The 16,697-nt window shown below is 33.0% G+C and carries 17 protein-coding genes; 8 read left to right on the plus strand and 9 right to left on the minus strand.

Annotation, left to right across the window (positions count from 1 at the left end):
* Entirely contained in the window at positions 1-708 is a 708-nt protein-coding gene (gene pepE, locus ABW636_RS15605; protein WP_367590994.1) for a dipeptidase PepE, read from the minus strand.
* 101 nt (positions 709-809) lie between these two features.
* Here pepE and ABW636_RS15610 point away from each other — a divergent pair, with 101 nt between their 5' ends.
* The 5 genes from ABW636_RS15610 to ABW636_RS15630 all read left to right on the plus strand — a co-directional run bounded on the left by ABW636_RS15610 (position 810) and on the right by ABW636_RS15630 (position 5,816).
* Entirely contained in the window at positions 810-1,598 is a 789-nt protein-coding gene (locus ABW636_RS15610) for a carboxypeptidase-like regulatory domain-containing protein (protein ID WP_367590995.1), read from the plus strand.
* A 161-nt stretch (positions 1,599-1,759) separates the two neighbouring features.
* Positions 1,760-2,437, plus strand: a complete 678-nt coding sequence (locus tag ABW636_RS15615; protein WP_367590996.1) for a hypothetical protein — start codon at positions 1,760-1,762, stop codon at positions 2,435-2,437.
* Between the two features lie 94 nt (positions 2,438-2,531).
* Positions 2,532-3,041 carry a DUF6702 family protein gene (locus tag ABW636_RS15620; RefSeq protein ID WP_367590997.1) on the plus strand — a complete coding sequence of 170 codons (510 nt, stop codon included), beginning with the start codon at positions 2,532-2,534 and terminating at the stop codon, positions 3,039-3,041.
* Between the two features lie 65 nt (positions 3,042-3,106).
* Entirely contained in the window at positions 3,107-5,416 is a 2,310-nt protein-coding gene (locus ABW636_RS15625) for a M1 family metallopeptidase (RefSeq protein WP_367590998.1), read from the plus strand.
* A gap of 106 nt (positions 5,417-5,522) precedes the next feature.
* The gene (locus ABW636_RS15630; RefSeq protein WP_367590999.1) at positions 5,523-5,816 is read left to right on the plus strand and encodes a Sec-independent protein translocase subunit TatA/TatB; all 294 of its coding nucleotides are present in this window, start codon (positions 5,523-5,525) and stop codon (positions 5,814-5,816) included.
* A 24-nt stretch (positions 5,817-5,840) separates the two neighbouring features.
* Here the strand turns inward: ABW636_RS15630 and ABW636_RS15635 are convergent, their stop codons facing one another.
* The 7 genes from ABW636_RS15635 to ABW636_RS15665 all read right to left on the minus strand — a co-directional run bounded on the left by ABW636_RS15635 (position 5,841) and on the right by ABW636_RS15665 (position 11,990).
* Positions 5,841-6,797, minus strand: a complete 957-nt coding sequence (locus ABW636_RS15635; RefSeq protein ID WP_367591000.1) for a YybH family protein — start codon at positions 6,795-6,797, stop codon at positions 5,841-5,843.
* Between the two features lie 116 nt (positions 6,798-6,913).
* Positions 6,914-7,480 carry a hypothetical protein gene (locus ABW636_RS15640; RefSeq protein WP_367591001.1) on the minus strand — a complete coding sequence of 189 codons (567 nt, stop codon included), beginning with the start codon at positions 7,478-7,480 and terminating at the stop codon, positions 6,914-6,916.
* A gap of 34 nt (positions 7,481-7,514) precedes the next feature.
* Positions 7,515-8,381, minus strand: a complete 867-nt coding sequence (rluF, locus tag ABW636_RS15645; protein WP_367591002.1) for a 23S rRNA pseudouridine(2604) synthase RluF — start codon at positions 8,379-8,381, stop codon at positions 7,515-7,517.
* Positions 8,382-8,471: 90 nt separating this feature from the next.
* A complete protein-coding gene (locus ABW636_RS15650) occupies positions 8,472-9,311 on the minus strand; it encodes an alpha/beta hydrolase (protein ID WP_367591003.1) in 840 nt (279 codons plus the stop codon).
* On the minus strand, positions 9,311-9,676 hold the full coding sequence (locus ABW636_RS15655) for a cupin domain-containing protein (protein ID WP_367591004.1): 366 nt from the start codon (positions 9,674-9,676) through the stop codon (positions 9,311-9,313). The genes ABW636_RS15650 and ABW636_RS15655 overlap by 1 nt, the downstream gene beginning before the upstream one ends.
* 81 nt (positions 9,677-9,757) lie before the next feature.
* Entirely contained in the window at positions 9,758-10,330 is a 573-nt protein-coding gene (locus tag ABW636_RS15660; protein ID WP_367591005.1) for a hypothetical protein, read from the minus strand.
* Positions 10,331-10,460: 130 nt separating this feature from the next.
* Positions 10,461-11,990, minus strand: a complete 1,530-nt coding sequence (locus ABW636_RS15665; protein ID WP_367591006.1) for a helicase HerA-like domain-containing protein — start codon at positions 11,988-11,990, stop codon at positions 10,461-10,463.
* Between the two features lie 162 nt (positions 11,991-12,152).
* On the opposite strand from ABW636_RS15665, the gene ABW636_RS15670 reads away from it, so the two are divergent.
* Together ABW636_RS15670 and ABW636_RS15675 are read left to right on the plus strand one after the other, a co-directional pair.
* The gene (locus ABW636_RS15670; protein ID WP_367591007.1) at positions 12,153-12,605 is read left to right on the plus strand and encodes a RidA family protein; all 453 of its coding nucleotides are present in this window, start codon (positions 12,153-12,155) and stop codon (positions 12,603-12,605) included.
* Positions 12,606-12,684: 79 nt separating this feature from the next.
* Positions 12,685-13,314 (plus strand): 7-carboxy-7-deazaguanine synthase QueE, encoded by a 630-nt coding sequence (locus tag ABW636_RS15675; protein WP_367591008.1) that lies wholly within the window; start codon positions 12,685-12,687, stop codon positions 13,312-13,314.
* Between the two features lie 775 nt (positions 13,315-14,089).
* On the opposite strand, the gene ABW636_RS15680 is transcribed toward ABW636_RS15675, so the two are convergent.
* Positions 14,090-14,623, minus strand: a complete 534-nt coding sequence (locus ABW636_RS15680; protein WP_367591009.1) for a DUF2911 domain-containing protein — start codon at positions 14,621-14,623, stop codon at positions 14,090-14,092.
* 257 nt (positions 14,624-14,880) lie between these two features.
* Between ABW636_RS15680 and asnB the strand changes: the two genes are divergently transcribed.
* Positions 14,881-16,545: an asparagine synthase B gene (gene asnB / locus ABW636_RS15685; protein ID WP_367591010.1), complete on the plus strand. Its 1,665-nt coding sequence runs from the start codon at positions 14,881-14,883 to the stop codon at positions 16,543-16,545.
* Positions 16,546-16,697 lie beyond the last annotated feature (152 nt).

The following is a 16,697-nucleotide window of genomic DNA, read 5'->3' on the forward strand; positions in this document are numbered from 1 at the left end:
TTAATTTAATTCAGACAAAGCACTATTTGTTTCTATTTCATATGGAGTTTTATTTTGCTCAAAAATACGAGCACTAAGATTCCCCTTTAGGGTAATTTCGCTATCCTTAACTCTAAGCCAACTACCTTCTCTAAGGCCTATAACAGGAGGAGAGTTAAACCTATGAAATTCTTTAATTCTTGTTTCTCGAGTTTCTCCTTTGTGAGTAGAATCTGGATCTGGATCAAGATAGTGAGGATTAATATTAAAAGGAACAATTCCAAGTGTTTTAAAACTTGGAGGATAGACGATAGGCATGTCATTGGTAGTTTGCATGGTAAGTCCGCAAATATTGCTTCCTGCACTAGTGCCAAGATATGGAGTTCCTTGCTGTATTTTTGATTTTAAGGGTTCTAAAATTTTGTTTTGATACAGTTGATCGACTAATAAAAAAGTATTTCCACCTCCTGTATAAATTCCTTTTGCATTTTTAATAGCTTCTATTGGATCAGAAAACATATGAACACTAACAATTCTTTTGTGTATTTTTTTAAAGATGTTATTAATTCCTATGGTATATTCATCATGGGAAATCCCCCCGGGACGGGCATAGGGTACAAATAGTATTTCATCAACTCCATCGTACAATTCTATAAGCGTTTCTTGTAAATATGACAAAGGTGAGCTTCCGTGAATAGTAGATGTACTGGCAATTATGCAATTTTTCATTACTTTTTTATAAAAGTTATTTAATGATTCCTTGTTTCTAAAACTTTGCGGAAGATAAAAAAAATGTAGTATCTTAATAAGGAAAATTAATATCATTCATAATGAAAATAAAATTATTTATTCTTTTGGCATGCTTTACACTAAGTACAACTATAGCTCAGATTACATCTCGTGTTATGATTTCGGGAACTATAAACGCCCCAATAGGTGATGATGTAGAGGGAGTTGTTGTGTATAATCGAAGTACTAATAAAGGTACTATTACAAACCAAGAAGGCCGCTTTAAGATTAGTGCAGGAATTAACGATAGGATAGAGGTGGTAGCGATGCAATACCAACACTTTGTTGTATTAGTTGATAAAGGAAGTGTAAATAGTAAACGATTAAATATCTTTCTTAAAGAGACCGTTAATAAATTAGAAGAGGTAGTTGTGACACCTTATGATTTATCAGGAAATGTAACGGTCGATGTAAATAAAGTAGCTAGCAGGCAAAACAAAATGAGTAATCTGACAACAAATTCTTTTCCTGATCCTAATGATCCTAAAATAGATTTTAGACCAGATGAACTTTCTTTGGTGAAAAATAATGCTGTAGAGGATAAAAGATTAATCAATGGGTTAAATTTTGTGAACTTGTTTAAATTGGTTTATGATGCAGGAAGTACTAATAAGAAAATACGTACGAATGATATTGATGTGAAAGTAAGGAATATGTATAATGATCAATTTTTTAAAGATTACCTGGCATTAGAAATTGATCAAATAAATAGTTTTATTGTTTTTGCAGAGAATAATGGTTTAGATGAAGGTTATTTTAAATCAGGAAAAGAATTGGATCTTTTACAATTTCTGGCGTACCAGAGTAAACAATATAAAAACCAGAAGTAATGTATAAGTAAGGTGGCTGCTGCAACATTGATCAGCTCTTTTTGTCTTTACAGTAAATGTTTAAGACTATTTTTATGCAAAAAAAATACTTGCTGGTCCTCTTTTCTTTATTTTTTTTAAATGTTCTGTTTTGTCAAAGAAAAGAGATAAAGGGTACTGTCTTGAATAAAGATTCTGAAGGGATTCATGTTATTAATAAAACAGTAAACTTATTTACAATTACAGATAGTAAAGGTGTGTTTTTTATTAATGCTGCTATAGGGGATGTTATAGTGTTGTCTTCTGTGCAATACGATCTCAAAATTATTAAGGTAGATAATGATATTTATCTGAAAGGAGAACTTCACACTACTTTAAAAGAAAATCTTACCGAATTAGATGATGTTATTGTTGGAGTGCAGTTATCGGGTAATTTAAATAAAGATCTAAAAAAAATTGAAGTAAAAGAACTTTTCTCGCCCGAAGATGTTGGGATCCCAGAATATCATGGAGTACGAGAGGAAAAAATAGTTCCTATGCATCGAGCCATTAAATTCTATGGTGTTGCTTTTGCCGTTGATATAGATGCGGTTTATAAAAACCTTTCTGGATATTATAAAACTTTAAAAGCAACTAGAAAGATGGACCGAGAGAATACTGTTTTGGAAGAAATCCAAAATTTTTATGGTAAAGGATTTTTGACCACAGTTTACAAGCTTCCTAAAGAAAAATTGCATGAATTTTTATTATTTTGTATTGAAACCAGTACTATTCAAAGCGAATTTGCAAATGAAAATCATAATTTGGTTTTGAAAATATTCTCTGACAAACGAAAAGCATATGTTCTAGCAAAAGAGTAACTGTTTTATGATTATATGTGCAAGGTGAATAGTAGTTTATTGTATTTTTGAAATTTTATTGATTTCAGAAACCATTTATAGAATTTAATTTGTGATGAACAAAGTCAAATTATTATTGTTTATAGGAGTACTTTTCGTAGGAAGTTCTTATGCCGTGATCCATAAATTTTATGTAAGCGTTACACAGGTAGAATACAATCCATCTCAACAATCTTTACAGATTGTTTCAAGAGTATTTGTAGATGACTTAGAGGATTTATTGAGAGAAAGATATGATGCTTCGATAAGTTTAAACAAGGACAATACAAAAACTGAAACAGATCGTTATATCGCTACATACTTTGCCAAAAAAATAACTTTTGAAGTTAACGAAAAACCAGTCACTTTTAATTTTATCGGTACAGAATATGAAGATGATCTTATAGTTTGCTATCTTGAGGTAGAAAACATAGCAGCTATAGAAACTATTAAGATTAAAAATCAATTGTTGCTAGATCTTTTTAAAGAACAGCAAAATATAATTCACGTAAAGAAAGGAAATCAAAGAAAAAGCTTGATTCTGGAAGAAGAAAGAGATACAGGCATGTTAAAATTTAGTAAATAAATTATTAAGTTTTTAAAAAACAATTATTTTGCGAGAATATATATAGTTAATTCAAAATGATTACGATGAGAAAGGTACTTTGGGTATTTTTAATTACTTTTTTGGTTTCAGGTATTTCATACGCCCAAAACAAGGAAAAGAATGATAATAAAAGAGAATTAGGGCATACCAATCAGAATAAATTTAAGCAACTCTATGATGAGTTTGCAACACCCAATATGTACCGAACCGGTTCTGGAGCTCCGGGTGCTGCTTATTATCAACAACAAGCTGATTATAAAATGGATATCGAGCTGGATGATAAAAATAAAAAGCTTTCGGGTAAAGAAACCATAACTTATACCAATAATTCACCAGATAATTTAGAGTTTTTATGGGTGCAATTAGATCAAAATATGCGGGCCAGAGATTCTAAAACCCCGTTAATAAGCCCTAATGGTATTAATCCTGCAGAAACGCAGAGTGGCTTTGTAAGTAAGTATCTTACCGATAGTTTTGATGGCGGTTTTAATATTACTTCTGTAAAACATAGTGATGGAGCTCCTCTAGAGTATACCATTAATAGAACAATGATGAGAATAGAACTTCCTAAGGATTTACAATCTGGAGAAAAGTTTGTATTTTCTATAGAATGGTGGTACAACATCAATAATCATGTGAACGGAGGAGGAAGATCGGGTTATGAAGAGTTTGAAGATGGTAATAGATCTTATGTAATTGCCCAATTTTACCCTCGAATGGCAGTATATAATGATGTCGAAGGATGGCAGAACCATCAATTTTGGGGTAGAGGAGAGTTTGCTTTGCCTTTTGGTGATTTTGAGGTAAATATTACAGTTCCTGCTGATCATATTTTGGATGGAACAGGAGTATTGGTAAATAGAAAAGAAATGTACACCAAGGAGATGTTAGAAAGATACGAGGCTGCAAAAAAATCATATGATAAACCTGTAGTTATTGTAAATCAAGAGGAAGCTATTGCAAAGGAAAAAAAGTTCTCTAATAAAAAGAAAACCTGGAAATTAAAAGCAGAGAATGTACGTGATTTTGGGTTTGCTACTTCAAGAAGATTTATTTGGGACATGATGGCAGTTAAGATTGGAGATAGAGATGTAATGGCAGTATCGATGTATCCAAAAGAAGGGAATCCACTATGGGAAGATTGGTCAACAAAGGTAGTGGCCAGTACCTTAAAATCTTATAGTCGAATGACTTTTGATTACCCTTACCATAAAGCAATATCGGTTCATGCCAAAAACCAAGGAATGGAGTATCCTATGATTTGTTGGAACTATGGTAGACCGCAACCAGACGGATCTTATAGTGATCGAGTTAAGTATGGTATGATGAGTGTAATCGTACATGAGGTGGGACATAACTTTTTTCCGATGATCATTAATAGTGATGAACGCCAATGGACCTGGATGGACGAAGGTATTAATACTTTTGTACAATACGTTGCAGAACAGGACTTTGGAGAAAAATACCCAGAAGCGCTTGGAAATAAAAAGAAGTATCCTTCTAAGCGAGGACCAGCACAAAAGATAATACCTTATATGAGTGGTGATCAAAGTTTTTTGGCACCTATAATGACCCAATCTAATAATATCTATCAATTTGCAGCAAATGCATATGGAAAACCTGCGACAGCTCTTAATATATTAAGAGAGACGGTTATGGGTAGGGATTTATTCGATTATTCATTTAGAACATATGCTCAACGTTGGATGTTTAAACATCCAACTCCCGAAGATTTTTTTAGAACTATGGAAGACGCTTCTGCAGTAGACCTTGACTGGTTTTGGAGAGGGTGGTTCTATACAACAGATTATACAGATATTAGTATTTCTGGGGTTAAAAAATATGTAGTGTCAAAAGTACCAACCCTAGAAGCACAAAGGTATGCAGCTCGAAGTAGGAGCTTGAGAGGAGCCAATTTTTCTGATCTGGTTTTTCTTATTGAAGAAGGTAGCGATAACTACAATAGAATAAAAGCAAATGGAGGTGTGATAGAAGATCCAGTTTCTTTAAAAGAATATATGATGGATAATTTTTCTATAGAAGAACGTAAAAACATAAAAGAGCCTAAGTTTTTCTACGAAGTTACTTTCGAAAAACCAGGAGGACTGGTAATGCCTTTAATTGTAGAATATATCTATGAAGATGGAACAAAAGAAACAGTTACTTATCCTGCAGAGATTTGGAGAAAAAATGATGTGGTTAAGAGAGCTATTGCATCAGAGAAGGCGATCTCGAAGATTATGGTAGATCCTAACAGAGAAACCGCAGATATTGATACTTCTAATAACTATTGGCCTAAAAAGAATGTAACAAGCAAATTTCAACAATTTAAGAATAAAGTAAAAGGAGAATAATATAATTTTCTTCTTATCAGAAAGAATGCTAACGTAATAAGAAAAGCCATTTTGAATAATTTCAGAATGGCTTTTTCTATACAATATTGATTATATTTGCAAAGTTATGACAATAGTACCATTATTTATAAGCGGAGCCGAAATAGCCTTTATAGTATTTATTCTGGTTATGGTATTTGGGGCAGATAAAATTCCTGAGATTGCACGTGGCCTTGGTAAAGGAATGCGAGTGGTTAAAGATGCTACCAATGATATAAAAACAGAAATTACTAAAAGTGCAGAAGAGCATGGTATCGATACCGATATAACATCCTCAATCTCTACCGATATAAAAAAGGAAATTGACCAGGTCAAAGATGATATTGACCAAATTACAGGGCCAGTAAAAAGGCAATTTTAGTAAGGTTATATATCGATTTTACGATTATGGCTTGATTCTGTTCCAGATATCAAGATACATCTTCCATTCATTGTTTATTTTTTTCCAGACGATTACATACTTTCCCTGATAAGAAGTTTCTGTTCCATCATCATTTTTGTTTTTACCCTTAAATAGTCCATAATCATGCGCGGTGTCTCCTAAAACCACAATTTCCTCAGGAAAAATTTCATGTTCTACAGGGGTGTAACCACTAGATCCGGTCCATCTTTTTTTGATAGCTTCATATCCTTTAATAATTGGGGTATTGTTAGGGAATATTTTAGCATTTGTCGAGTAAGATTTGGCTAAGGCTTCATAATCCTGCTTTAAATAGGCTTTAGAAAATGCTTTTGCAACAGCACGTATCTGTTCTTCATCAGTAAGTTTTTGAACTTTTTTTCTTCTAATGCATTCGATTTTCCAGGTAGGATAAGAAAAGGATTCATCGAGATTTACCCATTCTCCTTTCCATTTGTAACCAGTACTATTAATATCATAAAAACTTAGTTTGTAATACCCATCCGTTCCGTTGGGTGCTTTTCGTTTACGATACAAAACAATTTTATCATCTTTTTTGTTTCCTTCCCAAACAGAAAGAACTTTTGATGGACTTGCAGATGAATAGTAATGCACATACCATTTACTACTATCCTGATGAAACTGTCGAATACTACCCGAGTGTTTACCATCTGATTTTAGAGTTTGATCCTGTACGCCCATTCCATTCATGATATACTTAAACTCCCAGGACATCTTGATTGGTTCTGCCCATGACTGATCTTTGTTTCTGGTTCTTGAAGTACAATCACAAATTCCTATTAAAGAAGCAAAATCTTGTATTTCTTTAGGAGCATTGGGATTAGGTCTTCCAAATGGAAATGCTTCTGAAGGTTCATATTCGTTTTGTCCCCAGCCAAATGTAGTGATCAATAATGATAGAAGAAATATTGAACGTATCATATGATAATAAAATTGATTAGTAAGGGTAATTTACTTAATTACCAAAGTTGATACACCTAAAAGAATGAAGATTAAGATATAATTAACGAATACTATAAAATGCATTTCGCATAGTATTAGGCTTTTGTTTTATATTCTTTTACAATTTCATCATCCCATACTTGTGCTTCTATGTATTTATCATATTTTAACCTTTCCTCGGTTCGAGACTTTTCTTCAGATGGTAGTCCATATTCATTAATCAGGTTACTTAATTCACTCAATAAGAAAACTTGTCCGTTGCAATTCTTTCTATACATCTCAAGTTTGGGTTCATCATAAAATTGGTATGATACCATACTGTCAGGATAGGTAAAACTTATTTGGTCAGTTTTAAAATCTGTTAATGGGATTTTTATAACGCCAGGGTTTACATACCAGGACTTGGCCCATTCACATGCTCCTAATGTAAAGTATAAAGGGTCATTTCTGTTAGGTTTTCCACCTTTTAGGATAAATTGTTTCCTAATTCTTTTTTCTAAAGAAATCCTTAAATCAATGTAATTATTTGGTCTTCTACTATTCCACCCTTCAGAGATTTTACCTTGAATACTTTCAGCTTTTTCATAACCATATTCGGTAATATTTCTGAATGGCCCGTTGTCAAGTTCGTAGTAATGAAATAAGAATTTGGGTAAGTTCACTTGGTTTAGCCTTAATAAAATCTAACAACAAGAATTAATTTTTTCGATCTCTGCGTTTTCTTGTCCTTGAGTTTTTGTTGTTTTTAGATTCGAAGCTTCTTTTTTCTGAAGTGTTACTTCTGGAGTTTTTATTAGGATGAGTTTTTTTAATCCGTTCTTCATCTAATACAGAAGCTTCTTCTGTTTTGCTAGAATTACCAACATCTACATTAAGAACTTCTAATTCTTTTTCGGTCAGGTAACGCCATTTTCCAACAGGAACATCTAATGGAACATTCATGATCCTTACCCTTTTTAATTTTACAACTTCATATCCAAGATATTCGCACATCCTCCTAATTTGGCGATTTAATCCTTGTGTTAATACAATTCTAAAGTCGTATTTATTGATTTGTTCTACTTCACATTTTCTGGTAACCGTGTCCAAAATAGGTATTCCGTTACGCATTCTCTTTATAAACAGTGGACTGATCAATTTATTTACAGTTACCACATATTCTTTTTCGTGATTATTTCGGGCTCTTAGAATTTTATTAACAATATCCCCATCACTTGTCAAAAAGATAAGTCCTTCACTAGGTTTATCTAATCGGCCGATAGGAAAAATCCTTTTGGGATAATTGATATAATCAATGATATTGTCCTTTTCGTTTTGAGCAGTGGTGCAAACAATTCCGACTGGTTTGTGAAATGCCAGATAGACATGTTTTTCTTTGGGTTTGCTGATTAATTCACCATCTACCCTAACGGTATCTTGAGGGGTAACCTTAACGCCCATTTCAGGGACTTTTCCGTTAATTGTTACTCTGCCTTGATCAATAAGTTTATCTGCCTCGCGACGGGAGCAATATCCAACTTCGCTTAGGTATTTGTTTAATCTGGTAAGTTTAGAGTTTTCCACAGCGCAAAGGTAATTATAATATTGAATTAAGAGGTAATGAATGTATAAGCTATAGAGTAGGAGGTTGGCAGGTAAATAAACTGTAAGGAATTATTGGTTTAAAAACTCAATAATCCAATTATCTACCTGATCATAAAACAAAGAATGTCCAAGGTTTTCGGTTTTTATAAACTGAACTTCTTTCCAGTTTTTATAAATATTTTCTGCTTCAGAGAAAGGAGCAATGGGGTCGTAAATATCATGAATTAATAATCCTTTTTTATGCAAATTTTTTGCAAAACTTGCCATAGAAAACTCCTCAAAATAATATCCGTGTTTGTTTTTAAAAAATTGATTTAGGGCATCCATGAACTTTGCAGAAAGCTTTAAGGTGTTTTGATAGCCGTCCATGATCCTTGATAATTCAGAAGGAGGTGCCAACACTATCAATTTGTCTATTTCATCATTAGGTTGAGTGTATTGATGAAAAATTGTAGCCATTCCTCCTACAGAATGTCCTAGCAAATAGTTGGGTCTGTATAAGTCAATTATTTTCTGAAGACATTGGGTGTATAAAGGAACATTTAATATTTTACCCGAAGAATTACCATGCGCAGGAGCATCAAATGCTACTACGTTATATCCTTGTTGATGTAATTTCTCAATCAAATTTTTCCATCGATGAGTGTTGCTTTCCCATCCATGTACCAATAATATAGTTTCACCTAAACTTGGCCACCTATAGGTTTGTAGATGTAAATTATCTACTGTTATAATTTCGTCCTCAGCATTTTCCAAAAAAACTTCTTGTTCTGGTAATACTTTGCCTTTTCTGGGAGTGCAAAATAGTAAGTAAGCCTTATTTAATGCCTTTTTTTGATTGAAAATAAATAGTGCTTGGATATATTTTCCTAGAATAAGAGGCAGGTACTTTTTATATTTTTTCTTCATTAATTTTCACGATGTACAGTTTCCAAAGAAAATGCAGGAATACAAATGGCAAGGTACTCACATTCTTCATCAAAAGGGTTAGCATATTGGATTTTTGTGTTTTTTTTTATTTTAATAGACTCTCCCGCTTTTATAATTATTTTTTCACCTTCTATAATACATTGTTTTTTTCCTCTAATAATATAAGTAAATTCATCAAATTCGGGAGTTTGAAAAGGTTCACTCCAATGCGGAGGAGCTACCATGTGAGCAATGCTAATTTGAGTGTTTTGATCTGTTGCCATTCCAAAATGTTCTTCAATCAATTTGCCATCGGTTGTTGGTACTACAAAAGGTGATCGTTGGATAATATATCGTTTTTCCATGAAATTTGTGTTTGAATATTGTTACACTTAATGCTTTTTTGTCAAAACACAATAAGTCTTTATACGTTACAGAAAGAATGCTTATTTATGCGTGCTCCAGTCGATCCAAAAATGCTTGATTTTTGCCGAATTTGGGATGTCCTTAGTTGTGATTTTAATATCTGTCGAATGTTGAAACTCTTGAGATAATTCCTTTTTGTCAATTGCAAAATATGCTTGTATACTATCTACAAATACTACTACTGTACTTAGTGTATTATTAATTTTTGAAACTGTATAGTGATCTGTGATATCTTTAAATAAGCTTTCTGTAGATAAGCCCAAATCTGTTTTATATCGAGGGTCAATTATTTGGATAGAAGCGATTTTAGAATTAGGGTCAGTTTCATCATAAGCCTCTAAAATAAGAAGCTTAGCCCCTCCTTTTTCGTAAACTTCAATTTCTTTGATGTTTTTTAAAAACTGATTCCCAGTTCTTGTTTTCGAAATAGAATCATTTGCAAATAAAGAATCTAATTGCCGAACCTTTATTTTGTTTGTAAGTGCTCCAATTCGATTGGTACTAATTTTAAAAGGATCTTGTTTCTCTTCTTTTTGACAGCTTGTTAATACGAGTAGCACAAATAGTACTACTTTAAAAAATACTTTTTTCATAGTGAGTTGAGTAAATAGTGTTCATATCGGTGTTTGCTAAACATTTTTTAGAATGCATCGAGTAAAAACTTTCAGTATTCAGGATATAAAAAAAAGGGGGAAACATTATTGATTATATTATATAGAACATTTACTTTAATAATTTATTGAGAACACCCAAAGCACCTCTGATAAAAGTTGCGCTTGTCAAAACTTTAATAATTGCTTTTTCGGTGGTACTGGTTCTTCTTCTTGATGAAGATGAAGATTTTCGATTTAATTTTTCTCGTTCTTTTTTGGCTACTGCTTTTGCTTCTTGTGCTTCTGCCTTTTCAATTTTTTCGTTTAAAAGTTCGTACGCACTTTCTCTGTCTATTTCTTCATTATATTTGGGAATAAGAGCAGATTTTTTTAATAAAGTTTTTAGTTCTCCATCGGTTAAGATATCCATTCGACTCATTGGAGCTCTTAGCATTGTTGCTGCTAATGGGGTAGGGCGCCCTTTTTCGTCCAGTGCAGATACCAATGCTTCTCCTATTCCTAGCGATGTGAGTATTTCTTTAGTGTCATAATACTCAGAAATTGGATAGTTTTCTGCAGTAAGTTTGATTGCTTTTCTGTCTTTTGCGGTAAAAGCTCTAAGAGCATGCTGTACTTTTAATCCCAACTGGCCCAAAACACCATCAGGTACATCTGTTGGGTTTTGCGTAACAAAATAAAGTCCTACACCTTTAGATCTAATTAATTTTACAATACTTTCAATTTGCCCCATTAAGGCATTAGATGCTTCTTTGAAGATGAGGTGTGCTTCGTCCAAAAATATGACCAATTCGGGTCTTCCACTATCTCCTTGTTCTGGAAATGTACCATATATCTCGGCAAGAAGACTAAGCATGAATGTAGAAAATAGCTTTGGCTTGTCCTGTATATCCGTTAATCTAATAATATTGATAACCCCTCTGCCGTTTTCATCAATTCTGCATAAATCTTGTACTTCAAAGGATTTTTCTCCAAAGAAAATATCTGCCCCTTGTTGCTCTAGTTCTACAATTTTTCGCAAAATGGCTCCCGTAGAAGCAGTAGAGATACGGCCATAGTCTTTTTCAAGTTCTTTTTTGCCTTCTTGTGTGGCAAATTGTAATACCTTTTTTAAATCTTTTAAATCTAGCAAAGGCAGTTTGTTATCATCACAGTACTTAAAAATAACAGAAATAATTCCTGCTTGCGTTGTAGTAACATCTAGGATTCTAGATAATAATACAGGTCCAAACTCACTAACGGTAGCTCTAAGTCGAACCCCATCTTGATCAGAAAGAGACAAGATTTCTACCGGAAAATCTTTGGCTTCAAACGGAATGCCGATTTTCTCATGTCGCTCATCTATTTTTGGATGACCAGGGCTTGCAGCAGCAATACCACTTAGATCTCCTTTGATATCCATAAGCAAAACCGGAATACCCTGTTCGCTTAAGTTTTCTGCTAAAACTTGTAATGTCTTGGTTTTTCCGGTACCAGTTGCTCCGGCAATTAGGCCATGACGATTTAAGGTTTTTAAAGGTATTTTTACATGGGCATCGGTAATCGTTTCGCCATTCAGCATAGCAGCTCCCAATGTTAAGAAATCTCCTTTGGTTTTGTATCCTTCATTAATATGATCAAAGAATGCTTGATTGTCACTCATAACGTATGATGTAATTTTGTATAAAAATAGGAATCTTAAGTTTTGTATCGAAATTATATATTATTTTTAATGGAAAGTATGCTCAATTTCTCATTAGCATATAATGCTAAGTAATAGAAAAATTCAAGATGAGTTGAATAATAGAATTATAAAAAAATAACAATGAAAATAATAGTTGTTTTGTCCTTTTTTTTGTTTTTGGTCGGATGTAAAACTGAAACAACCACTACCAAAAATCCAGTTGTTTTTCATAAAACCCATGAGCCCAAAAAATCTGATGCACCTTTTTCTGATGCGGTTCAGGTTGGAGATTTATTCTTTTTGTCGGGTCAAATAGGAATGGATCATAGTGTAAGAAAATTGGTTGATGGTGGAATAGTGCCAGAAACAAAGCAGACCCTAGAAAATATTAAATCCGTTTTAGAACAACACGATTTACAATTAAAGGATGTGGTAAAATGTACGGTGATTTTGGCCGATATTGAAGATTTTTCGGCTTTTAATAAGATATATAAGACTTACTTTCCGCAGAAACCTGCACGTACTACTTTTGCGGCAAAAGGTTTGGCTGTTGGTGCTAAGATAGAAATCGAGTGTATTGCTTTGCGTAATTAGCATTTATTTTGATGAGGTCCATTAATACTTGCTAACCAATGTTTAACAGATCACTATTATTAATTACCTTTGCATCCTTATGCAAGAAAGTATACAAAAATTGGTTAATGATGGAAAAATGCTTCCTCTGATGGAAGAATTTTATACCATTCAGGGAGAAGGATATCATAAAGGCACCGCTGCGTATTTTGTTAGAATTGGTGGTTGTGATGTTGGTTGTCATTGGTGCGATGTTAAAGAAAGTTGGAATTCAGAATTGCATCCCCCTACAAATACAGATTATATAGTAGAGAATGCTGTGAAATATAGTAATGTGGTAGTGGTTACTGGGGGAGAACCTCTTACTTGGGATATGTCAAGGTTAACGCAAGGACTTAAGGAAAAAGGAGCACAGACGCATATAGAAACTTCTGGAGCGTATCCTTTATCAGGCAGTTGGGATTGGATTTGTCTTTCTCCTAAAAAAGTGAAACTACCTAAGGAAGAAGTATACCAAAAGGCCAATGAATTAAAATGTATAGTGTATAATAAAAGCGATTTTGAATTTGCAGAAGAGCAAGCAGCCAAAGTCTCTGATCAATGCATTCTATATTTACAGCCCGAATGGAGTGTACGAGAAAAAATGATCCCTTCTATTGTAAACTATGTAATGGAAAATCCAAAATGGAAAGTATCTCTTCAAACACATAAATACCTAAATATTCCATAATAAAGATACTTATTGATGTTTTTTGAGTTTTAGATAGGCATTATGTAGAATACTATATAAAATCGATAGGGTATAAAAGGGGAAAAAACCCCTGTAAATGACGTTTTTTAAGTAGGAAAGTTCTATGTCGATAAAATTGTTTTAAGTGATTTTTTTACACTATGTCGATTATAAGTGTTTTATGTCTAAAAAATGATTTAGAAGATGTTAATTATTTTAGGATTGCCGTTTTGGGTGTTATCTTTGTATAACAAATTATAAATCAAAAAGTTATGAAGCTATTTTACGGTATTTTGATTATTGATTTTAAAGCGTTGCGAAATTTTTTAAAACAATTACCATCGGCTTGTAGTAATGCAATCCACAGATAACAGAAATTAAGGAGAAGGTGTAGCTTAATTTAATTGAGTAATTTATCGATAAAATTTGAAATTACATCTAAATCCGAAAAAAATCATTGTTACACTATTCTTTGAGTAGTATCTTTGAAATATAATTAATTATAAAAACAACATATGGGGCTATTTTACACAAAATTTAAGTTAACTTTTAGAGTAGTAATGGATTTTCTAAAAGAATTACCTGGTGCATCGGGACATGCAATACATAGGTAATTAAAGAGCTATTTTACCAAGTTAATTGGGGAAAAATTACTTAATAAAACAACATTGGTTACTATACCAATGTTGTTTTTGTATATAGAATACTCTTGAAGTTAATAAGATCTTAGTAGTAGTTTATTAATAAACTACTTAATTAATCTGTGATTTTTCTATTAAATAACAAAAGGGACTTCAACTCTTGTGGTGTCCCATCCAAGAACCATGTGGTATCCTTTATCAGCTTTTTTGAAAGCGATAGAGAAAACTTCTAATTCTTTTCCTGCAGCTACAGGAACCTTGATTCTTGCAACATCTTTATTTTTATTGTAGGTATAAGCACCCCAAATATCAAGATCAGAATTGATAATAACAGTCCATTCTTTTTCGCCAGGAATAGTGAATAAAGAATAGGTTCCTGCTTTAACAGTTTGTTCGCCTATTTTGGTATCTTGGTAAAACTTAATTTCTGTTGCTTCATCTGCTCCCGTTCTCCATACGGCATCAAACCCTACAAGGTTACCAAAAATTTTACGCCCTTTTTTTTGAGGTCTACTATAAATAACTTTTATTTCGGGTGCAGAATTTCTATCCTTTTTTGCATAAGAAATATCGGTAGGACTCTTTTGTAATCCAGCAAACTTTTGGGCATTTGAAGTGAAAACAACTCCTAAAACGGCAAGCATTACTAATAACAGCGATTTTTTCATAGTTCCAAATTTTATTTTGATTATATCTACAAATATATTGGTCAGTATAGACCCATCATACAATTGACAATATAATATTCTGTTAAATCTACTTGATAACACTTTAATCTCTTTTTGTGTTTTATTCTATATTGAAGTTTCATTTTTTATTGAAAATTTATTTTTTAGTTATAAATTGAAATCAATAATAATCATATTGTTTTTGTTTTGTAACTATATGGTCATATTTACCTTTTAAAATTATATAAAGTAAAGATATGTGTGGAATTGTTTGCGCTTTTGATTTAAAGCAAGAGTCAGAAATATTAAGGCCTCAATTATTAGAAATGTCTAAAAAGATTCGTCATAGAGGTCCAGATTGGAGTGGGATATATTCTAATAACAAAGCAATTCTTGCTCATGAAAGATTGGCTATTGTGGATCCAATTTCTGGTAAACAGCCTCTTTTTAGTGAAGATGAAAAATTAATTCTCGCTGCAAATGGTGAGATTTATAATCATACAAAGTTACGTGAACAAGTTGATCAAAATTACAATTTTCAAACTGCTTCAGATTGTGAGGTTATTTTGGCTTTGTATAAAGAAAGTGGAGTTGATTTTCTGGATGATTTAAATGGTATTTTTGCCTTCGCCTTATATGATGTAGAAAAGGATTCGTATTTGATTGCAAGAGATCATATGGGGATTATTCCTTTGTATATGGGGTGGGATCAAAATGGAACCTTTTATGTCGCTTCAGAATTAAAAGCTTTGGAAGGTGTGTGTACTAAGATCGAATTGTTTCCGCCAGGACATTACCTGTATAGTAAAGAAGGAGAAATTAAAAGATGGTATACTAGAGACTGGTCAGATTTTAGTAGTGTAAAAGAAAATCAAACTAGTATCGATGAGGTTAGAGAGGCTTTAGAAGCTGCCGTTCACAGACAATTAATGTCTGATGTACCCTATGGTGTTTTACTTTCTGGTGGTTTGGACTCGTCTGTTACTTCTGCTATTGCAAAAAAATACTCTGAAAAGAGAATAGAATCTGGTGATACAAAAGACGCATGGTGGCCAAAACTACATTCTTTTTCTGTAGGATTAGAAGGGTCTCCTGATTTGGCAGCAGCACAAAAGGTTGCAGACCATATAGGTACCGTGCATCATGAGATTAAATTTACTATACAAGAGGGGTTAGATGCAATAAAAGATGTGATATATAACCTTGAAACCTATGATATAACTACAATTAGAGCTTCTACCCCTATGTACTTAATGGCTAGAGTTATTAAATCAATGGGAGTGAAAATGGTATTGTCTGGTGAGGGAGCCGATGAGCTTTTTGGAGGGTACTTGTATTTTCATAAAGCACCAAACTCTAGAGAATTTCATGAAGAAACCGTTCGTAAACTGGATAAATTGCATATGTATGATTGCTTGAGAGCAAATAAATCACTTGCCGCATGGGGTATAGAAGGTAGGGTACCATTTTTAGATAAAGAGTTTATGGATGTTGCTATGCGTATTAACCCGCAGGATAAAATGATAAATGGAGAGAGAATGGAAAAATGGGTGATTCGTAAAGCGTTCGAATCTTATTTGCCAGAGAGTGTAGCATGGAGACAAAAAGAGCAGTTTTCTGATGGAGTAGGATATAGCTGGATCGACACATTAAAAGAGGTTGTCGAGACAGAAGTTAGTGATGAACAAATGGCAAATGCACATTTTAGATTTCCAATACAAACTCCACAAAATAAAGAAGAGTTTTACTACCGCTCAATTTTTGAAGGTCATTTTCCTAGCGATGCGGCAGCATTAAGTGTACCGCAAGAGCCATCGGTCGCTTGTAGTACCAAAATAGCTTTAGAATGGGATGAAGCTTTCAAGAACATGAATGATCCAAGTGGAAGAGCAGTGGCTAATGTGCATGATGAGGCATATTAAGGATTAGTCATAAACTTCTTTTTAAAAAGGAAGAGGCTGTCTAAAAAGGCAGTCTTTTTTTTGTAGATTTTTGAGTTATTTTTTAATTTTAAGAATGAGTAGAAAAGTAGTTTTTAAGACCTATGATCAAGATCAGTTAAGTTTATTACCTC

The sequence above is a fragment of the Aquimarina discodermiae genome (assembly GCF_040786235.1).
Taxonomy (GTDB): Bacteria; Bacteroidota; Bacteroidia; order Flavobacteriales; family Flavobacteriaceae; genus Aquimarina.